We start from the raw sequence: 19,248 nt of genomic DNA, 5'->3' as shown, positions 1-19,248 counted from the left end.
TGAACGGGTTCGGCGTGTCGCCGGTTCCGGCCCTGCGGACCCGGGGCGCGTGACCCCGGTCACTTTGGTCGGACAAATTGGACACAATCTTTGTGCACGCGTTCACAAAGGCATAGCCTGCTGTCGACGGGGCGGCCCTGGGACAAGTGGCCGCCTGCAGCCCCGCTCATCCCGCAGGAGCATCGTGGCAACTGGCCGAACTCACCGACCGGCGACCCGCAGCCGAGGTATTCCCGAGGCCACTGTCGCCCGGCTTCCGCTGTACCTGCGCGCCCTCACCGCGCTCTCCGAGCGATCGGTGCCCACGGTGTCCTCCGAGGAGCTCGCGGCCGCCGCCGGAGTCAATTCCGCGAAGCTGCGCAAGGACTTCTCCTACCTGGGCTCGTACGGCACCCGCGGCGTCGGCTACGACGTCGAGTACCTCGTCTACCAGATCTCCCGCGAACTCGGCCTGACCCAGGACTGGCCGGTCGTCATCGTCGGCATCGGAAACCTCGGCGCCGCGCTCGCCAACTACGGCGGTTTCGCGTCGCGCGGGTTCCGCGTGGCCGCGCTGATCGACGCCGACCCGGCGATGGCCGGCAAGCCGGTGGCCGGGATGCCCGTGCAGCACACCGATGAGCTGGAGAAGATCATCGAGGAGAACGGGGTGTCGATCGGCGTCATCGCGACGCCGGCCGGTGCGGCCCAGCAGGTCAGCGAGCGGCTGATCGCGGCCGGTGTCACCTCCATCCTGAACTTCGCCCCGACCGTGCTGTCCGTGCCCGACGGCGTGGACGTGCGCAAGGTCGACCTCTCGATCGAGCTCCAGATCCTCGCCTTCCACGAGCAGCGCAAGGCCGGCGAGGAAGCGGCCGCGGCCGCTGCCGCCGGCGGCTCCTCCGTGGGCGGCGCCGCGCCCGCCGCGGCCGTCGTGCCGCCGGCCGGCCGGGCCGCCGCCGAGGCGCGCAAGGGCGGACCCGAGGGTGACGTCCCGGCGGTGATGCCGGCATGAGTCTGCTGGTCGTGGGGCTGAGCCATCGCAGTGCCCCCGTGAGCGTGCTGGAGCGGGCCTCGCTGGCCGCCGACGCCAAGGCGAAGCTGCTGCACGACACCCTCGCCGCCGAGCCGGCGGCGGAGGCGGCGGTGCTCGCCACGTGCAACCGGATCGAGCTGTACGCCGACGTGGACAAGTTCCACGCCGGTGTCGCCGAGCTGTCCACGCTGCTGGCCCAGCACAGCGGGGTCGCGCTGGAGGAGCTCACCCCCTATCTCTACGTGCACTACGAGGACCGGGCGGTGCACCACCTGTTCTCCGTGGCGTGCGGGCTGGACTCGATGGTCGTGGGCGAGGGACAGATCCTCGGCCAGATCAAGGACACCCTGGCGCTGGGGCAGGAGCAGCACACCGCCGGGCGGCTGATCAACGACCTGTTCCAGCAGGCGCTGCGGGTCGGCAAGCGAGCCCACTCGGAGACCGGGATCGACCGGGCCGGGCAGTCGCTGGTCACCTTCGGGCTGGAGCAGCTGACCGCCGGACGGCTGCCGGTGGCGCAGTGGGCCGCGGGCAAGCGTGCGCTCGTGATCGGCGCCGGGTCGATGTCCTCGCTGGCCGCCGCGACGCTGGCGCGGGTCGGTGTCGCCGAGATCGTGGTGGCGAACCGGACCGCCGAGCGGGCGGAGCGGCTCGCGGAGATTCTGGTTGCCTCAGGCACGGGTGTGAAGGCCGCCGCGGTGCCGATGGGTGCCGTGGCCGACGAGCTGACACGAGTCGACCTCGTCGTCTCGTGCACCGGCGCCACCGGGCTGGTCCTGACCGCCGAGGACGTCCTCGCCTCCGTTTCCCGGGGCTCCGCCCCGGACTCCGCGCCTCGCACGCCGGCCGGGCCGGAGGGGCAGGGCTCCGCCCCGGACCCCGCGCCTCGCACGCCGGCCGGTTTGGATCGTGCCGGTGTCGTGGCCCGGTTGGCCGCGGCGGCCGCCACGCACGGCCGACTGGCCGATGCCGGGGCCGTGCGGACCATGGAGGTCGCGGCCGAGGCCGACGGGTGTCCCGTCGGGACGGACGGGCGGTCCGCGCTGACCGGCGTGGACGCCAGCTCGCTCGAACTGCACGGGACCTGGGCCGACCAGGGCGAGGCCGCCGCGCAGCGGCAGCCCCGGCGCGGCGTGCGTACGCCCACGGGCGGGACGGCGGCGCGGCTCGCGCTGCTGGACCTGGCGATGCCGCGTGACATCGACGCCGCCGTGCACCGCATCCCCGGCGTACGGCTCGTGGACATCGAGTCGCTCGCGGAGGCGTCCGCGGACGCGCCGATGGCGGCCGACGTCGAAGCCGTGCGCGCGATCGTGGCCGAGGAAGTGGCCGCTTTCGGGGCGGCGCAGCGGGCGGCGCACATCACGCCGACCGTGGTCGCCCTGCGGGCCATGGCCGCCGAGGTCGTCGCCATGGAGGTGGCGCGACTCGACGGTCGGGTGCCCGATCTCGACGAACGGCAGCGGGCCGAGGTCAACCAGACCGTGCGCCGCGTCGTCGACAAGCTCCTCCACGCGCCGACCGTGCGCGTGAAGCAACTCGCGAGCGAGCCCGGCGGCGCCGGGTACGCCGAGGCGCTGCGCGAACTCTTCGACCTCGACCCGCAGACGGTGGCCTCCGTCAGCCGGGCCGACGCGAGTGCCCAAGCAGCCGACATGGACAAGTACGACGACTCAGGACGGGCATCATGAATCCACGTCTCGACCAGCCCCTCCGGCTCGGCACGCGGCGAAGCAAGTTGGCGATGTCCCAGTCAGGCCAGGTCGCCGAGGCGGTACGGGCGGTCACCGGCCGCCCCGTCGAGCTCGTGGAGATCACGACCTACGGCGACGTGTCCCGCGAGCACCTCACGCAGATCGGCGGCACGGGCGTGTTCGTCACGGCCCTGCGCGACGCGCTGCTGCGCGGGGACGTCGACTTCGCCGTGCACTCGCTGAAGGACCTGCCGACGGCGCAGCCCGACGACCTGGTGATCGCGGCCATGCCGCGGCGCGAGGACCCCCGGGACGCGCTCGTCGCCCGCGACGGCCTCACCTTCGAGCAGCTGCCCGACGGGGCGCGGATCGGTACCGGGTCGCCCCGCCGGACCTCGCAGCTCAACCACCTGGCGCTGTCGCTGGGCAAGCGGATCGAGACGGTGCCCATCCGCGGCAACGTCGACACCCGGATCGGTTTCGTACGGGACGGCGAGCTCGACGCCGTCGTGCTGGCGGCCGCCGGGCTGAACCGGATCGGCCGCGGCGACGAGGCCACCGACCTGCTGGCCGTCGACAGCGTCCTGCCCGCTCCGGGTCAGGGCGCCCTGGCCGTGGAGTGCCTCGCGTCCGACGCGGACCTGATCGCCGCGCTCGGCGAGCTCGACGACCCGTACACCCGGGCCGCCGTGACCGCCGAGCGCTCCCTGCTCGCCGCCCTGGAGGCCGGCTGCAGCGCACCCGTGGGCGCGTTCGCCGACCTGTTGGCCGACGGGCAGATTGTCAATGAGATGCGCGTGCGCGGCGTCGTCGGAACCCTCGACGGCACGACGCTCGTGCAGCTGTCCACCACCGGTCCCGTGCCCCAGTCGTACGACGAGGCCATGGCGCTCGGCCGCGAACTCGCGGACGAGATGCTGGCCAAGGGCGCGGCCGGTCTGATGGGGGAGCGATCGCTTTGAACCCCTCAATTCCCACCCCCTCCGCTTTCCCGGCCGTCGCCGCCCACGGACACGTCACCTTCCTCGGTGCCGGCCCCGGCGACCCGGGTCTGCTGACGCTGCGCGCCGTCGAGGCGCTCGCCGCCGCGGACGTACTGATCGCGGAGCCCGAGGTGCTCGACGTGGTCCGTACGCATGCGCGCGCGGGCGTCGACTCGCCGCAGCTGACGATCGCTGACGAACTGTCAGCAGCCGCTGGGGTCCCGGTGATCCGGGACGCGGCCAATCTTGTCATGGAGGCCGCGCGCTCCGGCAGGCGGGTCGTGCGTGCCGTCACCGGCGACCCCGGACTCGACGGCAACGCCGCCGAGGAGATGCTCGTCTGCGCGGCGGCGGGCATCCCCTTCGAGGTGGTGCCCGGTGTCGCGACGGCCGTCGGCGTGCCCGCGTACGCCGGTGTGCCGCTGCGCGACAAGCAGGGTGCCGACGTGCGGTTCGTCGACGCGCGGACCGCGTCGGCGCGCTGCTGGACCGAGGTGGGCGCGAGCGACGGGATCCTCGTCGTCTCCGCGACGCTGGAGACGGTGGCGAGCGCCGCCGCCGAGCTGGTGTCCGCCGGGCGCAAGCCCGACACCCCGCTGACGGTCACCGTCGCCGGTACGACCACGCGGCAGCGTACCTGGTGCGCGACGCTGGGCACGATCGCGCAGGTGTTCAAGCAGGGCAAGGTGCTGCCGTCGCCGGAGGGCGCGCGCCCCGTCATAGCCGTGGTCGGTGAGCACAGCGCCGTCGCGCGCCGTGAGGACCTCTCCTGGTTCGAGTCGAAGCCGCTGTTCGGCTGGCGGGTCCTCGTACCGCGTACCAAGGAGCAGGCCGCCTCGCTCTCCGACCAGCTCCGTTCGTACGGTGCGGTGCCGCACGAGGTGCCGACCATCGCCGTGGAGCCGCCGCGCACCCCGCAGCAGATGGAGCGGGCCGTGAAGGGCCTGGTGACGGGCCGCTACGAGTGGATCGCCTTCACCTCGGTCAACGCGGTCAAGGCCGTCCGGGAGAAGTTCGAGGAGTACGGGCTCGACGCACGTGCCTTCGCGGGCATCAAGGTCGCGGCGGTGGGCGAGCAGACCGCGGCCGCGCTCGTGGAGTTCGGCGTGAAGCCGGACCTGGTGCCGAGCGGGGAGCAGTCCGCGGCCGGGCTGCTGGAGGACTGGCCGCCGTACGACCCGGTCTTCGACCCGATCGACCGGGTGTTCCTGCCGCGGGCCGACATCGCGACGGAGACGCTGGTCGCCGGGCTGATCGAGCTCGGGTGGGAGGTCGACGACGTCACCGCCTACCGGACGGTGCGTGCGTCGCCGCCGCCGGCGGACACGCGCGAGGCGATCAAGGGCGGCGGTTTCGACGCCGTGCTGTTCACGTCGTCGAGCACCGTGCGCAACCTGGTCGGCATCGCCGGGAAGCCGCACAACGTCACCGTGATCGCGTGCATCGGGCCGGCGACGGCCAAGACGGCGGAGGAGCACGGGCTGCGCGTGGACGTGCTGTCGCCGGAGCCGTCGGTGTCGAAGCTGGCGGAGGCGCTGGCCGAGTACGGTGCGGCGCGCCGCGAGGCGGCGAAGGAGGCCGGCGAGACGGTGTTCCGACCGAGCGAGCGCAGGCCGGGGGCCCGGCGCCGCCGGACCACCTGACCGGTGGGGTGAACGGTACGGGGGCGGGGCCGCGCCTGCGTGGTCCGACGACCGCGGCGGGGAGCCGTGCCGGGCGCCGCGATCCGGTGGACCCCGCCGGACACGCCGGACGCCGCACTAGGGTGGTCGCGACTGTTCTCGATGCTCGAAGAGGCGACTGGAAAATGAGCACGTACGGATCCTTCCCCGGCTCGCGGCCCCGGCGGCTGCGCACCACCCCGGCGATGCGGCGGATGGTCGCGGAGAACCGGCTGCACCCCTCGGACCTGATCCTGCCGGCGTTCGTCCGGGAGGGGATCCGTGAGCCGCTGGCGATCTCGGCGATGCCCGGCGTCGTCCAGCACACCCGGGACACGCTGCGGAAGGCCGCCGTGGAGGCGGTCGCGGCGGGGGTATCCGGGATCATGCTCTTCGGCGTGCCGGCGGACGAGAACAAGGACGCGCTCGGCACGGCCGGCACCGAACCGGACGGGATCCTCCAGGTCGCGATCCGCGATGTGAAGGCCGAGGTCGGCGACGACCTGGTGATCATGTCGGACCTGTGCCTGGACGAGTACACCGACCACGGTCACTGCGGGGTCCTCGACGAGCACGGCCGCGTCGACAACGACGCGACGCTGGAGCGCTACGCCGAGATGGCGCAGGTCCAGGCCGACGCCGGCGTCCACGTCGTGGGGCCGAGCGGGATGATGGACGGCCAGGTCGGCGTCATCCGCGACGCGCTGGACGAGACCGGGCACGAGGACGTGGCCGTCCTGGCGTACACGGCGAAGTACTCCTCGGCCTTCTACGGGCCCTTCCGCGAGGCCGTCGCCTCCTCCCTCCAGGGCGACCGCAAGACCTACCAGCAGGACCCGGCGAACGCCCGCGAGTCCCTGCGCGAGCTGGCCCTGGACCTGGAGGAGGGGGCCGACATGGTGATGGTCAAGCCGGCCGGCCCCTACCTCGACATCCTGTACCGGGTCGCGCAGGCGGTGGACGTACCGGTGGCCGCCTACCAGATCAGCGGCGAGTTCGCGATGATCGAGGCGGCGGCCGAGAAGGGCTGGATCGAGCGGGACCGGGCGATCCTGGAGGCGCTGCTGGGCATCAAGCGGGCCGGCGCCGACACGATCCTCACGTACTGGGCGACCGAGGTGGCGGGCTGGCTGCGCGAGACGCGCTGAATCCTGACTCCCTGACTCCCTGACGACCGTGCCGCGGGCGGTGACGGCGTGGCACTCGGCGAAGACCCGCCGCAGGTGCTCGACGGCGCGCATGCCGCCCGCGGGGCCTGAGCTACGGCCAGTCGACGAGCGTGTGGAAGACGAGGCAGTCGAGCAGCACGGCGGCCGGGGCGGCCAGCGCGAGGCCCAGCCGCCGGCCGGCGTCGCGGCGCCGGCGGGGCAGTGCCCAGCAGGCGGCGAGCAGCGCCCCGACCACGAGCAGGCCGATGGCGAAGAAGGTGGAGGCGACGCGGTACGAGGCGTCGAACCGGTCGCTCGCGGCGCCGTCGCAGGAGTCGCAGGCCATCGGGGAGAGCCCGACGAAGAACAGCGCCGCGGCGCCGAGGGGCAGGGTGAGCAGGGTGGACAGGAGCGGTGCGACGAACGCACGTGGGTCGCGCGAAGTGTCCCGGGTCATGGGAACCACTCAACTCCCGTATGGGCGCGGGCACATGAGTGCGGGTACTCACCTTTCACCGGGCCGGAGCGCTCCCCGTTCGCGTACGTCCGGGAGCGGGCGCACCCTGGAAGGAAGGGTGACCCCCTGGAGGTGATGCACCATGTCCACGCTCGTCGGGTGGCATGTGGAGCTCGAATTCACCGAGGAGGGCCACCGCACCAGTGCGGCGGCCCTGGTCAGGCTCGGGGACGGCTCCGAGATGAGGGCGCACGGCTACGCCATGCGCCACCCCTCCGACCCGGAGCAGCTGAGGGTCGGGGAGGAGATCGCGGGTGCCCGTGCGCTCATGGATCTCGCTTCGCAGATGTTGCGGAAGGCCCACAGCGAGATCGACGAGGCGACGGGCCGCCACTCCTATCCGCTCAACCGCTGAGCGGCGCCGGACCGCCGGTCGGCTCGTCCGGAGCCGTCCGGCGGGTCAGCGGGTCCGCCGGGCGGGTCAGCGGGTCCGTCCGGCGGGTCAGCGGGTCCGGCCGCGGAAGAGGACCGACGCGAGGGCCACGGCCGCGGCCGTGATGCCCGCGCACCAGGACAGGGCCACCCAGGGGGCGCTCCCGGCGGGCTGTGCGAGGAGCAGTGCGCGCAGCGACTCGATCACCGGGGTCAGCGGCTGGTGCTCGGCGAAGCCGTGCAGCCAGCCGGGCATGGTCTCGATGGGGACGAAGGCGCTGGACGGGTAGGGCAGGAACATCATCAGGAAGGTGAACCCGCCCGCCGCTTCCGGGGACTTGGCGAGCAGGCCGAGTACGGCCGCGAGCCAGGAGATCGCCGTGATGTACACGAGCAGCAGTCCGGCGGCGGCGAGGAAGGCGGCGGGCCCGGCCTGCGGGCGGAAGCCGATGGCGAGGGCGACGACGAGCACCAGGGCGGTGGAGAGCAGGTTGCGCAGGACGGACGCGGTGACGTGCCCGGCCAGGATCGGGATGCCGCCGATGTCCAGGGCGCGGAAGCGGTCGATGATCCCGTTCTTCATGTCCTCGGTGACGCTGACGGCGGTGCCGGCCGCGCCGAAGCCCGCGCAGAGGAGCATGGCGCCGGGGACCACGTACGTCACGTACGCGGTGCCGGTGTCGATCGCGCCGCCGAAGAAGTAGACGAAGATCAGCATCAGGACCACGGGCAGCATCAGGGCGGTGACCAGGGCGTCCGGGTTGCGGCGGCTGATGCGCAGGCTGCGGCCGGCCAGCGAGAGGGCCGCGGTGTGGCGGGAGCGGCGGACGGGCCTGCCGGGGCTCTCGGGGCTGTCGGGGCGCCCGGTACGGGGCGGCGCGGTGGGCGGTGCGGGCATCGGCGCGGGCGTCGGTGCGGTCATCGGGCGGCTCCCGTCAGGGCGAGGAACACGTCGTCGAGGGTGGCGGTGCGGACCGTGAAGCGGTCGACGGCGGTGCGGTCCGGGTCGACCTCGTCGAGCAGCGCGCGGACGTGGCCGGCGCTGCCGTCCGTGGCCAGGCCGAGGGTGAGCGCATCCGGGTCGAGGTGGACGGCGCGCGGGGCGAGGGCCTCGTAGTCGGCCGGGGTGGTGAGGGTCAGGTCCAGGCGGTGTCCCGCGACACGGGACTTGAGGGCGGCCGGCGTGCCCTCGGCGGCGATCCGCCCGGCGGCCAGGACGGCGACGCGGTTGGCGAGGCGGTCGGCCTCCTCCAGGTACTGGGTGGTGAGCAGCACGGTGGTGCCGTCGGCGCGCAGTTCCCGTACGAGTTCCCACAGGTCCTGGCGGCTGCGCGGGTCGAGCCCGGTGGTGGGCTCGTCGAGGAACATCACGTCGGGCCGGGAGACCAGCCCGGCGGCGAGGTCGAGGCGGCGGCGCATGCCGCCCGAGTACGTCTTGGCCGTGCGCCCGGCGGCGTCGGCCAGTTGGAAGCGCTCCAGCAGCTCGTCGGCGCGGATGCGGGCGGCGCGCGCGGAGAGCCCGCACAGGCGGCCCATCATGCGGAGCGTCTCGGCGCCGGTCTGGAGGTCGTCGACGGCCGCGAACTGCCCGGTGAGGCTGATGGCCCGGCGGACGCGGGACCGCGCGCCGGCGGTGTCGTGCCCGGCGACCCGGGCGGTGCCGGCGTCGGGGTCGGTGAGGGTGGCCAGGATGCGGACGGTGGTGGTCTTGCCCGCGCCGTTCGGCCCGAGGAGGGCGAGGACCGTGCCGCGCGGGACGGCCAGGTCGATGCCGTCGAGGACGCGGAGGTCGCCGTAGGACTTGGTGAGGCCGCGGGCGTCGATGCCGAGGTGGTCATGAGTGGCCATCAGGGATTGCGCTCCCTTCTGCGTATGGGTTACGCGCTTCTGTGTAAGTCATACACAGAACTAGGATGGGCGTCAACCGCACGGGCGAGGAAGGGGGGACGGCGATGGCGAAGGATCCGACGGCGGACGACGGCGGAACGGGCCTGCCGGCCAGCCTCGAAACGGCCTGGGGCCTGCGGGAACGGCCCGGCAAGGGCCCGCGCCCGAGTCTGACCGTGGCGCGCATCGTGGACGCTGCCGTCGCGCTCGCGGCCGCGGAGGGGGTCGAGGCCGTCTCCATGGGACGGGTCGCCAAGGAACTGGGCGTCTCGACGATGTCCCTCTACCGGTACGTCACGGCGAAGGAGGAGCTCTACATCCTGATGGCGGACGCGGGCGCGGGCACCCCGCCGGCGCCGGCGCGGGGGGCGGACCGGGGCTGGCGGGAGTCGCTGTCGGACTGGGCGTACGGGCAGCGGGCGGTCCTGATGGCCAACTCCTGGCTCCTGCGCATCCCGATCACCGCCCCGCCGGCGACGCCGAACCAGTTGGCATGGATGGAACGCGGGCTCGCCGCCCTGGCCGACACCGGCCTCGACGAGGGCGAGAAGCTCTCGGCGATGATGCTGGTGGCCGGCTTCGTCCGCAACGAGGCCACCCTCGCCGCCGACATGACGGACGCCATCGTGAAGAACGGCGTCTCACCGGAGCAGGTCATGGGCCAGTACGTACGCACCCTGCGGCTGCTGACCCGCCCGGACACCCACCCGGCGGTGACGCGGGTGCTGGAATCCGACGTCTTCGGCGGCTCCGGTGACGAGGACCCGGAGTTCCAGTTCCGCTTCGGCCTGGGCCGCCTGCTGGACGGCCTGGCCGCCCTGATCAACGAGCGGTCCACCTCGTGAGCGCCGCCCAGGCCGCCGGGGTCAGGTCCAGGACGGGGCCGTCGCTGACCTTGGAGTCCCGCACGTGGACCGTGTGCGCGCACGCGGCCACCTCGACGCACGCGGCGGCTTGGCCGCTGCTGTACGTGGACTTCCGCCAGTTCATGGCGACCTCTACACAGGCGCCGCCCTCGCTGCCGCTGTAGCTGGACTTGAACCACTTCAGTGCGGTCCTGGCACTCATGTCTCTCCTAGCAGGCCGTCCAACAGGCCTCGCGTCTGCTCGGTGTTGAGGGCCTGTGTCCGCAGCATCGCATACTTGCGGGAGAGGATGCTGACCTCATCCGGGTCCGAGATCAACTGGCTGCCGCGCTGGGTTTCCGTGTAGCCGAGGTGCCGGTGATCAGGTGTTTCCAGCAGGATGAACGCACCGTCCAGAGCCGCGTGAGTGGTCCGGCCCAGCGGCATCACCTGGAGGCTCACGTCGGGCAGGTAGGAGCAGTCGCGTAGATGGCGCAGCTGCTCCGCGTACACCTCGTCACCGCCGAGGCGATCGCGGAGTACCGCCTCCCAGACGACGAAGCTCAGCGTCGGCGGCTTGCCGCGGCGCAGTATCTCCTGGCGGGCGAGGCGCTTGGTGATCAGCGCTTCGATCTCCTCCTCCGGATGGGCCGGGACCCGGCAGACGAACACCGCGCGGGCGTAGTTCTCCGTCTGCAGCAGGCCCGGCACGACCTGGTTGTCGAACCAGGAGAGGGTGATCGCGGCCTTCTCAAGGTCCATGTACTCCTCGGCCCACGGCGGGGTCACATCGATCTCCGGCATCTCGTGTGCGGCAACGGCCAGCAGGCCCGGCAGGCCCAGGTGCTGGTCCATCAGCTCCGCGACGCTCGGCATCAGGGCGCGGCGGCCCTGCTCGATGGAGGCGATGGTCTCCGCGTCCAGGCGGATCAGCTCTCCGAGCTCCTTCTGCGTCAAACCTTTGGCGACCCGGCCGGCGGCCACCTGCTTGCCGACCATCTTCATGGTCGTCGCGTTCGGCCGTGCTCGTTTCCTCGGTGGCATGACGATGGACTCCCCGCCCGCGCGTGTTCGTTACCCCATGCCGGCCCGTACTCATCGATGAGTACGGGCCGGTGCTGAGGTTCACGCTAGTCACGGACGGCGACGATCGCCTCATGAACGTCGATACTCAACCCGCACTGCTGCGGGACCGCTTCCACCCCCGGTCACGTCAAACCGTGGCGCCGGCCAGGCAGTTCACGGCGGCCACACTTGACGTGTGGGGTGTGACATCCCGCCGCCACGACCTATTGCTCTGCGTGAGCGAGCCGGCCACCCCCGCCCTCCGGCACGGAGTCCCGCTCTCCGACGGGTGAGGGTGCGTAAGTGGTCAGGAGCGGTTCAGCTGGTGCTCAGCCGGTCGCCCGGCATCGGGAGGCGGGGAGGGGTGTAGCCGGCGTGGTCCTTGGGGTCATGTGCACGCCCGTCGTCACGTAGCTGGTCGGGGAGGAGAACGACGCGGGCGGTGTCGGAGAGGGTCTGACCGGAGCCGGGCCCGATCCAGGAGTCGCGGTCTTCCACGGGTGTCTCTGGGTATTGGTGCACGCTGATGGTGTCGCACAACAGCACGACATCCGCTGAGTCCACTGCGCACGCCGCGAGTTGCACCATGGGCTCGGGCAGGGTGTCGGTCATGGCCAACCGGTAGGTGTAGTGCACGGCATTTCCCCGCTCGGACACCTGAGGGTGTGGCCCCACTTCCCACTGCGTGATGCGGGCGGTCAGTGGGTACGTCCGCTCGCCGCGGACCACGGTGACCGCGGCTCCCGCGGGGCCGGGTGCGCTTTCCCCATGCCCTGCTTCCCCTGCCAGGCAGCTGGCGAGGACGACAGCCGCACAGGTGACCATCGCCGTCCGCACCGCCGCATCGACACGCCTACGAGTCCGCCGCTCCACTTCTCTCCGCCCGTCGTCCGTGCCCTCTCGGCCCGCTCCGGAGATCAGAGACGCGGGCCACCGTCTCCTGGTTCCGGGCTACGGGTTCCCCGTATCTGCAGAAGCCGCCGTCGGTAGGACCCTCACGATCGCCGACGGCGGCTACCCAGGAACCGGACTCGTCATCCCGCACCGCCGCGAGCGCGGCCGGACCGAACCCTCGAACTGTCACCTGACAGGTCATCGGCCCGTACGGCTGCCCGCCGTGCCCGAGGCGACTCGGAGATCGTTCACGGGCCGAGCCTCAGGCCGGTTGTTCCGGGGACGTGGCCGTGATGATCGCGAAAGGGGCGCCCTGGGGGTCGGCCAGGACGGCCATGCGGCCCGCCACCATGTCGAAGGCGGGGGCGAGCACCGTGCCGCCGGCCCGGACCGCCGCCGCCTGGACGGCGTCGACGTCGTCCGCGTGGAAGTACGGCAGCCAGCTCGGCGGTGTGCCGGGCGGCATGTTGGACAGGTCCATCATCCCGCCCACCACGCGCCCGCCGACCTTGAACTCCGTGTAGTCCATGGCGCCCGGCATCTCGGACTTGGCGGTGGTGATCGGCAGCACCGCCTCGTAGAACGCGGCCGCGGCGGCGGTGTCGCCGGTGCTCAGCTCGTTCCAGATGAGCGCGCCGTGCTCGTTGACGATGCCCGCGCCGTCGAAGGTGCCGGCCTGCCACAGACCCACGACCGCGCCCGTCGGGTCGGCGATCACGGCCATCCGCCCGAGGTCCATGACGTCCATCGCGGGCAGGACGACCGTGCCGCCCGCGTCCGTGACCGCCTTCTGCGCGGAGTCGATGCTGTCGGTGGCCAGGTACGTGGTCCACACCGTGGGCGGCAGCGGGTCGGGGATGCTGCCGTCCGGGCTCATCGCCTTCATGATTCCGGCGACGGGCTTGCCCTTGAGGGTGCAGACGGAGTAGCCGCCCTGCTCGGCGGGGCCGATCTCGCCCTGCCAGCCGAAGAGTTCGCCGTAGAAGTCGAGGGCGGCCTGCTGGTCGGGGACCATCAGGTCGATCCAGCACGGGGTGCCGGGCTTGTAGGGGCCGTTCATGTCGGGCACGGGGCTCTCCGTCGGGTAGGGGAAGGACGGGCCGTCCCCTACCCGGCCCGTAGGGACCGAACCGGGCCGTACGGGTGAAGGGCAGAGGGCGGCGGGCCCCGTCGGGCGCCGTGCGACGCTTGCGATCTGCGGCGAGGCGGGCGGCAGCCGGGGGCCGTCGGGTACTGCCCGTACCGCAACGAGCCCCAGCGGAAGATCGACCAGGTCAAGCAGCTCGTCGACGAGACCTCGTCGCGCGCGTCGGCACCGAACTGCGCGTCTACCCGGGCCGCGGCGACGGCTCCGTGGGATCCCCGGTGCGCATCGGCACCGGCTTCCCGGCCGACGCGCAGGTCGTCGGCATCTTCGCCCCCACGCGGTACGGGTTCGGCTACGGCACGGTGAACCGTCCGCTGATCGCCGGCGCCGCCGACGCGGACGGCAACGGCACCGTGGACATGTGGACGACCACGAACGACGGCACGGGCACGCTGCTGTTCTACGCGGGCGGCACCGACTCCGCCGGCGCCCCCGCCGACGGCCCCCGCACCGTGGTCGGCCTGAGCAGCTGGAACACCATCCGCTCGATCAGCTGAACCGCCCTGGCGAAACGCGGCGACCCCGCCTCCCGGACAGGGAGGCGGGGTCGCCGTGCGGAGCGGCCGGCCTCAGAGCTTCTCGGGAGTGCGGATGCCGAGGAGGGACATGCCCTTGCTGAGGGTGCGGGCGGTCAGCTCGCACAGGAACAGCCGGTTCTCGACCTGTTCCGGGGTGTCCGCCTTGAGCACCGGGCACTCCGAGTAGAAGGTCGTGTAGAGCGAGGCCACCTGGTACAGGTACGCCGCCAGCTTGTGCGGCGCGTACTCGGAAGCCGCCTCGGCGAGGAGCTCGCCGAAGTGGTCGAGGTGGAGGCCGAGCGCGCGCTCGGCGGGCGCCAGCGCCAGCTCCGCGTGGGCGGCCGGCTTCGCGTCCCCGGCCTTGCGCAGGATGGACTGGATGCGGGCGTACGCGTACTGCAGGTACACGGACGTGTCACCCGTGAGCGAGACCATCTGGTCCAGGTCGAACTTGTAGTCGCGCGCGGCGGAGGTGGAGAGGTCCGCGTACTTCACCGCGCCGATGCCGACCTGCACGGCCCGCTCGCCGATCTCGGCCTCGGTCAGGTCCTGCGCCTTCTCCCGCACGACGGCCGCGGCGCGGTCGATGGCCTCGTCCAGCAGGTCCACCAGCCGTACCGTCTCGCCCTCGCGGGTCTTGAACGGCTTGCCGTCCTTGCCGAGGACCGTGCCGAAGGCCAGCTGGACGGCCTTGACCTCGTCGTTCAGCCAGCCGGCCCGGCGCGCCGTCTCGAAGACCATCTTGAAGTGCAGGGACTGGCGCGCGTCGACCACGTAGATCAGGGTGGTGGCCGACAGGTCGGCGACGCGGTTGCGGATCGCCGAGAGGTCGGTGGCGGCGTAGCCGAAGCCGCCGTCCGACTTCTGCACGATCAGCGGGGTCGGGTTGCCGTCCGGGCCCTTGACGTCGTCGAAGAACACGCACAGCGCGCCGTTGGAGCGGACGGCGACGCCCGACTCCTCCAGCAGCGCGCAGGTCTCGACGAGCATGTCGTTGTAGCCGGACTCGCCGACCACGTCCGGGTCCTGGATGTCCATGTCCAGCTTGTCGAAGACGGAGTAGAAGTAGATCTTCGACTCGTCCACGAACCGCTGCCACAGCGCGAGCGTCTGCGCGTCGCCGGCCTGGAGGTCCACCACCCGCGCGCGGGCGCGGGTCTTGAACTCCTCGTCGGAGTCGAAGAGCGCGCGCGAGGCCTTGTAGAGGCGGTTCAGGTTGGACATGGCCTCCTCGCCGGAGACCTCCGCCGACCCGTCCGCGGACTTGTGGTCGAGCTCGTGCGGGTGCTCCAGCAGGTACTGGATGAGCATGCCGAACTGGGTGCCCCAGTCGCCGATGTGGTGGCGCCGGACCACCTTCTCGCCCGTGAACTCCAGGATCTCCACCATCGCCGCGCCGATCACCGCGGAGCGCAGGTGCCCGACGTGCATCTCCTTGGCCACGTTCGGCTGGGCGTAGTCGATGACGGTGGTACCCGGCTTCGCCGCGAACGGGACGCCGAGGCGGTCGTCGGCGGCGCGTGCCGCCAGCGTCTCGATGATCGCCCGGTCGGTGACGGTGATGTTCAGGAAGCCGGGGCCGGAGACCTCGATCTCCCGGACCAGGTCACCGGTGGGGATGCCCTCGACCACGGTCGTCGCCAGCTCGCGCGGGTTGGCCTTGGCCTTCTTCGCGAGGGCCAGGATGCCGTTGGCCTGGAAGTCGGCCCGGTCGCTTCGTCGCAGCAGCGGGTCGGCGCCACCGGCCTCCGGCAGGGCCGAGGCGAGGGCGTCCGCGACGCGCTGATTGACGGAAGAAGCGAGGGAAGGGACCGAGGCCATGAGCTGCCGTTCCTGTGAGGTGGTGCCGGTGGGTGCACTTGGGTGTTCCGACAAGTGCCGAGTATCCCACGCGCGCGCCGCCGCTTTCTCGGGAGAACGGGCTCGCCGAGCAACCCCGGAGGGGCCTGTTCCGTCTGGGAGAATGGCTGAAGCCAGCATTCGAGATAGAAGGACGTGTCGTGGCGCAGAGCAGCACCGAGACCGACTGGGTCTCCCGTTTCGCGGACGAGGTCATCGCCGAGGCGGAGCGCCGAGCCCCGGGCAAACCTGTCGTCGTCGCGTCCGGCCTCTCCCCCTCCGGCCCGATCCACCTGGGCAACCTCCGCGAGGTCATGACCCCGCACCTGGTCGCGGACGAGATCCGCCGCCGGGGCATCGAGGTCCGCCACGTCATCTCGTGGGACGACTACGACCGCTACCGCAAGGTGCCCAAGGGCATCCCGGGCGTGGACGAGGAGACCTACGGCCAGTACATCGGCCGCCCGCTGACCGCCGTCCCCGCCCCGGCCGGGTCGGAGTACGGCAGCTGGGCCGAGCACTTCAAGGCCGCCATGGTCGAGGCGCTGGCCGAGCTGGGCGTCGAGTACGACCCGATCAGCCAGACCGAGCAGTACACCAGCGGCGCCTACCGCGAGCAGGTGCTGCACGCGATGAAGCACCGGGGCGACATCGACGCCGTCCTGGACCAGTACCGCACCAAGCAGAAGCCGGGCGGCAAGAAGCCCCAGCAGAAGCAGGTCGACGAAGCGGAGCTGGAGGCCGCCGAGGGTTCCGGTGCGGCCGCCGAGGACGACGGCAGCACCGGCGAGGGCGGGTACTTCCCGTACAAGCCGTACTGCGGTCAGTGCGGCAAGGACTTCACCAAGGTCACGTCCTACGACGACGAGTCGACCGAGATGACCTACGTCTGCACCGAGGACGAGTTCACCGAGACGGTCAAGCTCAGCGAGTTCAACCGGGGCAAGCTGGTCTGGAAGGTCGACTGGCCGATGCGCTGGGCCTTCGAAGGCGTGATCTTCGAGCCGTCCGGCGTCGACCACTCCTCGCCCGGCTCGTCCTTCCAGGTCGGCGGCCAGATCGTGCACATCTTCGGCGGTGAGCAGCCGATCGGTCCGATGTACGCGTTCGTCGGCATCAGCGGCATGGCCAAGATGTCGTCGAGCAAGGGCGGGGTCCCCACTCCGGCCGACGCGCTCAAGATCATGGAGCCGCAGCTGCTGCGCTGGCTGTACGCGCGCCGCCGCCCGAACCAGTCCTTCAAGATCGCCTTCGACCAGGAGATCCAGCGGCTCTACGACGAGTGGGACAAGCTGGAGGCCAAGGTGGCGGACGGCTCCGTGCTGCCCGCCGACGCGGCCGCGCACACCCGCGCCGTCCGCACCGCGGCCGCCGAGCTGCCGCGCACCCCGCGGCCGATGCCGTACCGGACGCTCGCGTCCGTCGTCGACGTCACCGCCGGGCACGACGAGCAGACCCTGCGCATCCTCAGCGACCTGGAGCCGGACAAGCCGCTCACCTCGCTCGACGAGGTACGGCCGCGCCTGGACCGCGCCGAGAACTGGATCACCACCCAGGTCCCGGCCGACCAGCGGACCCTCGTACGCGAGGAGGCCGACGCCGAGCTGCTGTCGTCGCTGGACGACGAGGGTCGCCAGTCGCTGCGGCTGCTGCTGCAGGGTCTGGACTCGCACTGGTCCCTCGACGGGCTGACCACGCTCGTCTACGGGGTCCCGAAGGTGATGGCCGGGCTCGAACCCGACGCGAAGCCGACGCCGGAGCTCAAGGTCGCGCAGCGGACGTTCTTCGCGCTGCTCTACCGGCTGCTGGTGACCCGGGAGACCGGGCCGCGCCTGCCCACGCTGCTGCTGGCGGTCGGCGCGGACCGGGTGCGCAAGCTGCTCGCCGTCTGAGCCGTCCCGGTCCCGGACCGACGCGGAAGGGCCCGCACCCTCGGGGTGCGGGCCCTTCCGCGTCGCTCGCGCCGCTGGTGCCGCTCGCGTCGTGACCGGTGGACTTCGCCGGCCGCAGCGCTAGGCGATGTGCTCGGCCTCGCGGTCCTTGTGGTAGCGGATCTTGAACGCGGGGATCATCCGGCGCAGCAGCGAACCGCTGCGCGGGTGGACGACGCCGTAGCGGTCCGAGAGGTGTATGTCGAGGGACTCCGCCGACGGGTAGTCCTGCTTCTCGTCGACCAGAGCGCAGAACACCTGGTACGCGACCTCGCCGAACTGGGCCTCGTCCGGGGTCTCCGGCGCCTCCGGCGTGCCGGGGGTGACCGGTGCGTCCGGGGCCACCGGGGCCGCCGGGGCGGCGTGCGGTTCGTGGGGCGGCCGCGGCTGCGGGGCGTCCTCCTGGCGGGCGCCCGGGACCGGCAGCCCGGGCGCGGGGGCGTCGCCGGCCCGGACGGGATGGTCCTGCTCCTCCTGCGGCGCGGCGAGCGGGTGGTAGCCGCCCTCGTACGCCGCCTGCGGGGCGCGGGGCGCGGCGAACCAGGCGCTGTTGTGCGCCGCCGGCATGGCGGTCGGGTCCACGGCGAAGGGTGCGGGGGCCGGGGCGGGAGCCTCGGCGGGGTGCGGCTGCGGCTGCTGGGCCGCCGGGAACGGCCCGGCGGGGTGCGGCTGCGGCCGGTCGTGCTCGGAACCGGCGTGCAAGGGGCCGGCCTGTTGCGGGCCGGCGTGCTCGGGGCCGGCCTGCGTCGGGCCGGTGCCCTGCTGCGCCGGGTCCGCCGGGGCGGCGGTCAGGGCCGGGGCGCTCGCGGTGCCCACGGCGGCCGGGGCCTGACCGCGGGTCCGGTCCTGGTCCCGGGTGTCCACCGGGGGCAGCAGCAGCGGCTCGATGCCCGCCGCCGCCAGCCCTTCGGGGGCCGTCTGCGAGAGGGGCACCCCGATCCGGGCCAGGCGCAGCGGCATCAGCGCCTCGACGGGCGCCTTGCGGCGCCAGGCCCGCCCGTACCGCGCCTGGAGCCGTGCCTGGTAGATCAGCCGGTCCTGCTCCATGACGACGGCCTGCTCGTAGGAGCGCAGCTCCCACAGCTTCATCCGCCGCCACAGTTTGAAGGTGGGGACGGGGGAGAGCAGCCAGCGCGTGAGGCGCACGCCCTCCATGTGGCGGTCCGCGGTGATGTCCGCGATCCGGCCCACGGCGTGGCGGGCGGCCTCCACCGTCACCACGAACAGGATCGGGATCACGGAGTGCATGCCGACGCCCAGCGGGTCCGGCCAGGCCGCGGCGCCGTTGAAGGCGATCGTCGCCGCGGTCAGCAGCCAGGCCGTCTGCCGCAGCAGGGGGAAGGGGATCCGGATCCACGTCAGCAGCAGGTCCAGGGCCAGCAGGACGCAGATGCCCGCGTCGATGCCGATCGGGAACACCAGCGAGAAGCTGCCGAATCCTTTCTGCAGGGCGAGCGCGCGCACCGCGGAGTACGAGCCCGCGAAACCGATGCCCGCGATGACCACGGCTCCGGCGACGACGACGCCGATGAGTATCCGGTGCGTACGAGTCAGCTCCATCGCGGCCACCCGCGATCCCCTCCCTTGTCGAGCACGTACCGATCACGTGCCGAGGCCTTACCCAGCCTTTACCGAGCTGCGGCAGGCACAGCGTACGGGTGACTCGCTGTCAGCGTCCCGGGTGGGCCCGCTCCTGGCCAGACCGTTATGCCCGGACCGTGTGCCCCGGACC

18 protein-coding genes and 1 pseudogene are annotated in these 19,248 nt (G+C 72.3%); 10 read left to right on the top strand and 9 right to left on the bottom strand.

Features of this window, described 5'->3' with window-relative positions:
- Window positions 1–184 precede the first annotated feature (184 nt).
- The 5 genes from ACWFQ8_RS04095 (at window position 185) to hemB (ending at window position 6,501) form a co-directional block, all read left to right on the top strand.
- The gene (locus tag ACWFQ8_RS04095) at window positions 185–994 is read left to right on the top strand and encodes a redox-sensing transcriptional repressor Rex (RefSeq protein ID WP_362740397.1); all 810 of its coding nucleotides are present in this window, start codon (window positions 185–187) and stop codon (window positions 992–994) included.
- Window positions 991–2,706: a glutamyl-tRNA reductase gene (locus ACWFQ8_RS04090; RefSeq protein ID WP_453784598.1), complete on the top strand. Its 1,716-nt coding sequence runs from the start codon at window positions 991–993 to the stop codon at window positions 2,704–2,706. Before ACWFQ8_RS04095 ends, ACWFQ8_RS04090 begins: the two co-directional genes overlap by 4 nt.
- A complete protein-coding gene (gene hemC, locus ACWFQ8_RS04085) occupies window positions 2,703–3,671 on the top strand; it encodes a hydroxymethylbilane synthase (protein ID WP_453784597.1) in 969 nt (322 codons plus the stop codon). The genes ACWFQ8_RS04090 and hemC overlap by 4 nt, the downstream gene beginning before the upstream one ends.
- Window positions 3,668–5,335 (top strand): uroporphyrinogen-III synthase, encoded by a 1,668-nt coding sequence (locus ACWFQ8_RS04080; protein ID WP_453784596.1) that lies wholly within the window; start codon window positions 3,668–3,670, stop codon window positions 5,333–5,335. Before hemC ends, ACWFQ8_RS04080 begins: the two co-directional genes overlap by 4 nt.
- 164 nt (window positions 5,336–5,499) lie before the next feature.
- Window positions 5,500–6,501: a porphobilinogen synthase gene (hemB, locus tag ACWFQ8_RS04075; RefSeq protein ID WP_453784595.1), complete on the top strand. Its 1,002-nt coding sequence runs from the start codon at window positions 5,500–5,502 to the stop codon at window positions 6,499–6,501.
- 112 nt (window positions 6,502–6,613) lie between these two features.
- Here hemB and ACWFQ8_RS04070 read toward each other — a convergent pair whose 3' ends face one another.
- Window positions 6,614–6,958 carry a hypothetical protein gene (locus ACWFQ8_RS04070; RefSeq protein ID WP_453784594.1) on the bottom strand — a complete coding sequence of 115 codons (345 nt, stop codon included), beginning with the start codon at window positions 6,956–6,958 and terminating at the stop codon, window positions 6,614–6,616.
- A 142-nt stretch (window positions 6,959–7,100) separates the two neighbouring features.
- On the opposite strand from ACWFQ8_RS04070, the gene ACWFQ8_RS04065 reads away from it, so the two are divergent.
- Window positions 7,101–7,373 carry a DUF1876 domain-containing protein gene (locus ACWFQ8_RS04065; RefSeq protein WP_453784593.1) on the top strand — a complete coding sequence of 91 codons (273 nt, stop codon included), beginning with the start codon at window positions 7,101–7,103 and terminating at the stop codon, window positions 7,371–7,373.
- A gap of 87 nt (window positions 7,374–7,460) precedes the next feature.
- On the opposite strand, the gene ACWFQ8_RS04060 is transcribed toward ACWFQ8_RS04065, so the two are convergent.
- On the bottom strand, window positions 7,461–8,312 hold the full coding sequence (locus tag ACWFQ8_RS04060) for an ABC transporter permease (protein ID WP_453784592.1): 852 nt from the start codon (window positions 8,310–8,312) through the stop codon (window positions 7,461–7,463).
- A complete protein-coding gene (locus tag ACWFQ8_RS04055; protein WP_453784591.1) occupies window positions 8,309–9,238 on the bottom strand; it encodes an ATP-binding cassette domain-containing protein in 930 nt (309 codons plus the stop codon). The genes ACWFQ8_RS04060 and ACWFQ8_RS04055 overlap by 4 nt, the downstream gene beginning before the upstream one ends.
- Before the next feature lie 104 nt (window positions 9,239–9,342).
- Here ACWFQ8_RS04055 and ACWFQ8_RS04050 point away from each other — a divergent pair, with 104 nt between their 5' ends.
- Complete coding sequence (locus ACWFQ8_RS04050) at window positions 9,343–10,122, top strand: TetR/AcrR family transcriptional regulator (RefSeq protein ID WP_453784590.1); 780 nt, start codon at window positions 9,343–9,345, stop codon at window positions 10,120–10,122.
- Here ACWFQ8_RS04050 and ACWFQ8_RS04045 read toward each other — a convergent pair.
- The 3 genes from ACWFQ8_RS04045 to ACWFQ8_RS04035 all read right to left on the bottom strand — a co-directional run bounded on the left by ACWFQ8_RS04045 (window position 10,100) and on the right by ACWFQ8_RS04035 (window position 11,823).
- The gene (locus ACWFQ8_RS04045; protein WP_453784589.1) at window positions 10,100–10,345 is read right to left on the bottom strand and encodes a DUF397 domain-containing protein; all 246 of its coding nucleotides are present in this window, start codon (window positions 10,343–10,345) and stop codon (window positions 10,100–10,102) included. The genes ACWFQ8_RS04050 and ACWFQ8_RS04045 overlap by 23 nt on opposite strands.
- A complete protein-coding gene (locus tag ACWFQ8_RS04040; protein WP_453784588.1) occupies window positions 10,342–11,166 on the bottom strand; it encodes a helix-turn-helix domain-containing protein in 825 nt (274 codons plus the stop codon). The genes ACWFQ8_RS04045 and ACWFQ8_RS04040 overlap by 4 nt, the downstream gene beginning before the upstream one ends.
- 339 nt (window positions 11,167–11,505) lie before the next feature.
- The gene (locus ACWFQ8_RS04035) at window positions 11,506–11,823 is read right to left on the bottom strand and encodes a hypothetical protein (protein WP_453784587.1); all 318 of its coding nucleotides are present in this window, start codon (window positions 11,821–11,823) and stop codon (window positions 11,506–11,508) included.
- Window positions 11,824–12,157: 334 nt separating this feature from the next.
- Between ACWFQ8_RS04035 and ACWFQ8_RS04030 the strand changes: the two are divergent.
- Window positions 12,158–12,256 (top strand): annotated as a pseudogene (locus tag ACWFQ8_RS04030) (IS5/IS1182 family transposase); the annotation flags it as partial.
- 87 nt (window positions 12,257–12,343) lie between these two features.
- Here ACWFQ8_RS04030 and ACWFQ8_RS04025 read toward each other — a convergent pair.
- Window positions 12,344–13,141, bottom strand: a complete 798-nt coding sequence (locus ACWFQ8_RS04025; protein ID WP_453784627.1) for a VOC family protein — start codon at window positions 13,139–13,141, stop codon at window positions 12,344–12,346.
- Between the two features lie 305 nt (window positions 13,142–13,446).
- Between ACWFQ8_RS04025 and ACWFQ8_RS04020 the strand changes: the two genes are divergently transcribed.
- Window positions 13,447–13,725 carry a hypothetical protein gene (locus ACWFQ8_RS04020; protein WP_453784586.1) on the top strand — a complete coding sequence of 93 codons (279 nt, stop codon included), beginning with the start codon at window positions 13,447–13,449 and terminating at the stop codon, window positions 13,723–13,725.
- 72 nt (window positions 13,726–13,797) lie between these two features.
- Here the strand turns inward: ACWFQ8_RS04020 and argS are convergent, their stop codons facing one another.
- On the bottom strand, window positions 13,798–15,567 hold the full coding sequence (argS, locus tag ACWFQ8_RS04015) for an arginine--tRNA ligase (RefSeq protein WP_453784585.1): 1,770 nt from the start codon (window positions 15,565–15,567) through the stop codon (window positions 13,798–13,800).
- 179 nt (window positions 15,568–15,746) lie between these two features.
- Between argS and lysS the strand changes: the two genes are divergently transcribed.
- Entirely contained in the window at window positions 15,747–17,477 is a 1,731-nt protein-coding gene (gene lysS / locus ACWFQ8_RS04010) for a lysine--tRNA ligase (protein ID WP_453784584.1), read from the top strand.
- A 120-nt stretch (window positions 17,478–17,597) separates the two neighbouring features.
- Here lysS and ACWFQ8_RS04005 read toward each other — a convergent pair whose 3' ends face one another.
- Window positions 17,598–19,085, bottom strand: a complete 1,488-nt coding sequence (locus tag ACWFQ8_RS04005; RefSeq protein WP_453784583.1) for a DUF2637 domain-containing protein — start codon at window positions 19,083–19,085, stop codon at window positions 17,598–17,600.
- Window positions 19,086–19,248: the final 163 nt, after the last annotated feature.

It is taken from the genome of Streptomyces sp. NPDC055254, from assembly GCF_053606025.1.
The sequence above is the reverse complement of the archived record's forward strand: the minus strand, read 5'-3'. Positions and strand labels throughout refer to the sequence as shown.

Bases quoted from the DNA above. Each gene is read 5' to 3' on its own strand.
- ACWFQ8_RS04065 (WP_453784593.1), top strand. From the start codon at position 7,101: ATGTCCACGCTCGTCGGGTGGCATGTGGAGCTCGAATTCACCGAGGAG.
- ACWFQ8_RS04055 (WP_453784591.1), bottom strand. From the start codon at position 9,238: ATGGCCACTCATGACCACCTCGGCATCGACGCCCGCGGCCTCACCAAG.
- ACWFQ8_RS04070 (WP_453784594.1), bottom strand. From the start codon at position 6,958: ATGACCCGGGACACTTCGCGCGACCCACGTGCGTTCGTCGCACCGCTC.
- ACWFQ8_RS04060 (WP_453784592.1), bottom strand. From the start codon at position 8,312: ATGACCGCACCGACGCCCGCGCCGATGCCCGCACCGCCCACCGCGCCG.
- ACWFQ8_RS04050 (WP_453784590.1), top strand. From the start codon at position 9,343: ATGGCGAAGGATCCGACGGCGGACGACGGCGGAACGGGCCTGCCGGCC.
- ACWFQ8_RS04045 (WP_453784589.1), bottom strand. From the start codon at position 10,345: ATGAGTGCCAGGACCGCACTGAAGTGGTTCAAGTCCAGCTACAGCGGC.
- ACWFQ8_RS04025 (WP_453784627.1), bottom strand. From the start codon at position 13,141: ATGAACGGCCCCTACAAGCCCGGCACCCCGTGCTGGATCGACCTGATG.
- hemC (WP_453784597.1), top strand. From the start codon at position 2,703: ATGAATCCACGTCTCGACCAGCCCCTCCGGCTCGGCACGCGGCGAAGC.
- ACWFQ8_RS04040 (WP_453784588.1), bottom strand. From the start codon at position 11,166: ATGCCACCGAGGAAACGAGCACGGCCGAACGCGACGACCATGAAGATG.
- ACWFQ8_RS04090 (WP_453784598.1), top strand. From the start codon at position 991: ATGAGTCTGCTGGTCGTGGGGCTGAGCCATCGCAGTGCCCCCGTGAGC.
- hemB (WP_453784595.1), top strand. From the start codon at position 5,500: ATGAGCACGTACGGATCCTTCCCCGGCTCGCGGCCCCGGCGGCTGCGC.
- argS (WP_453784585.1), bottom strand. From the start codon at position 15,567: ATGGCCTCGGTCCCTTCCCTCGCTTCTTCCGTCAATCAGCGCGTCGCG.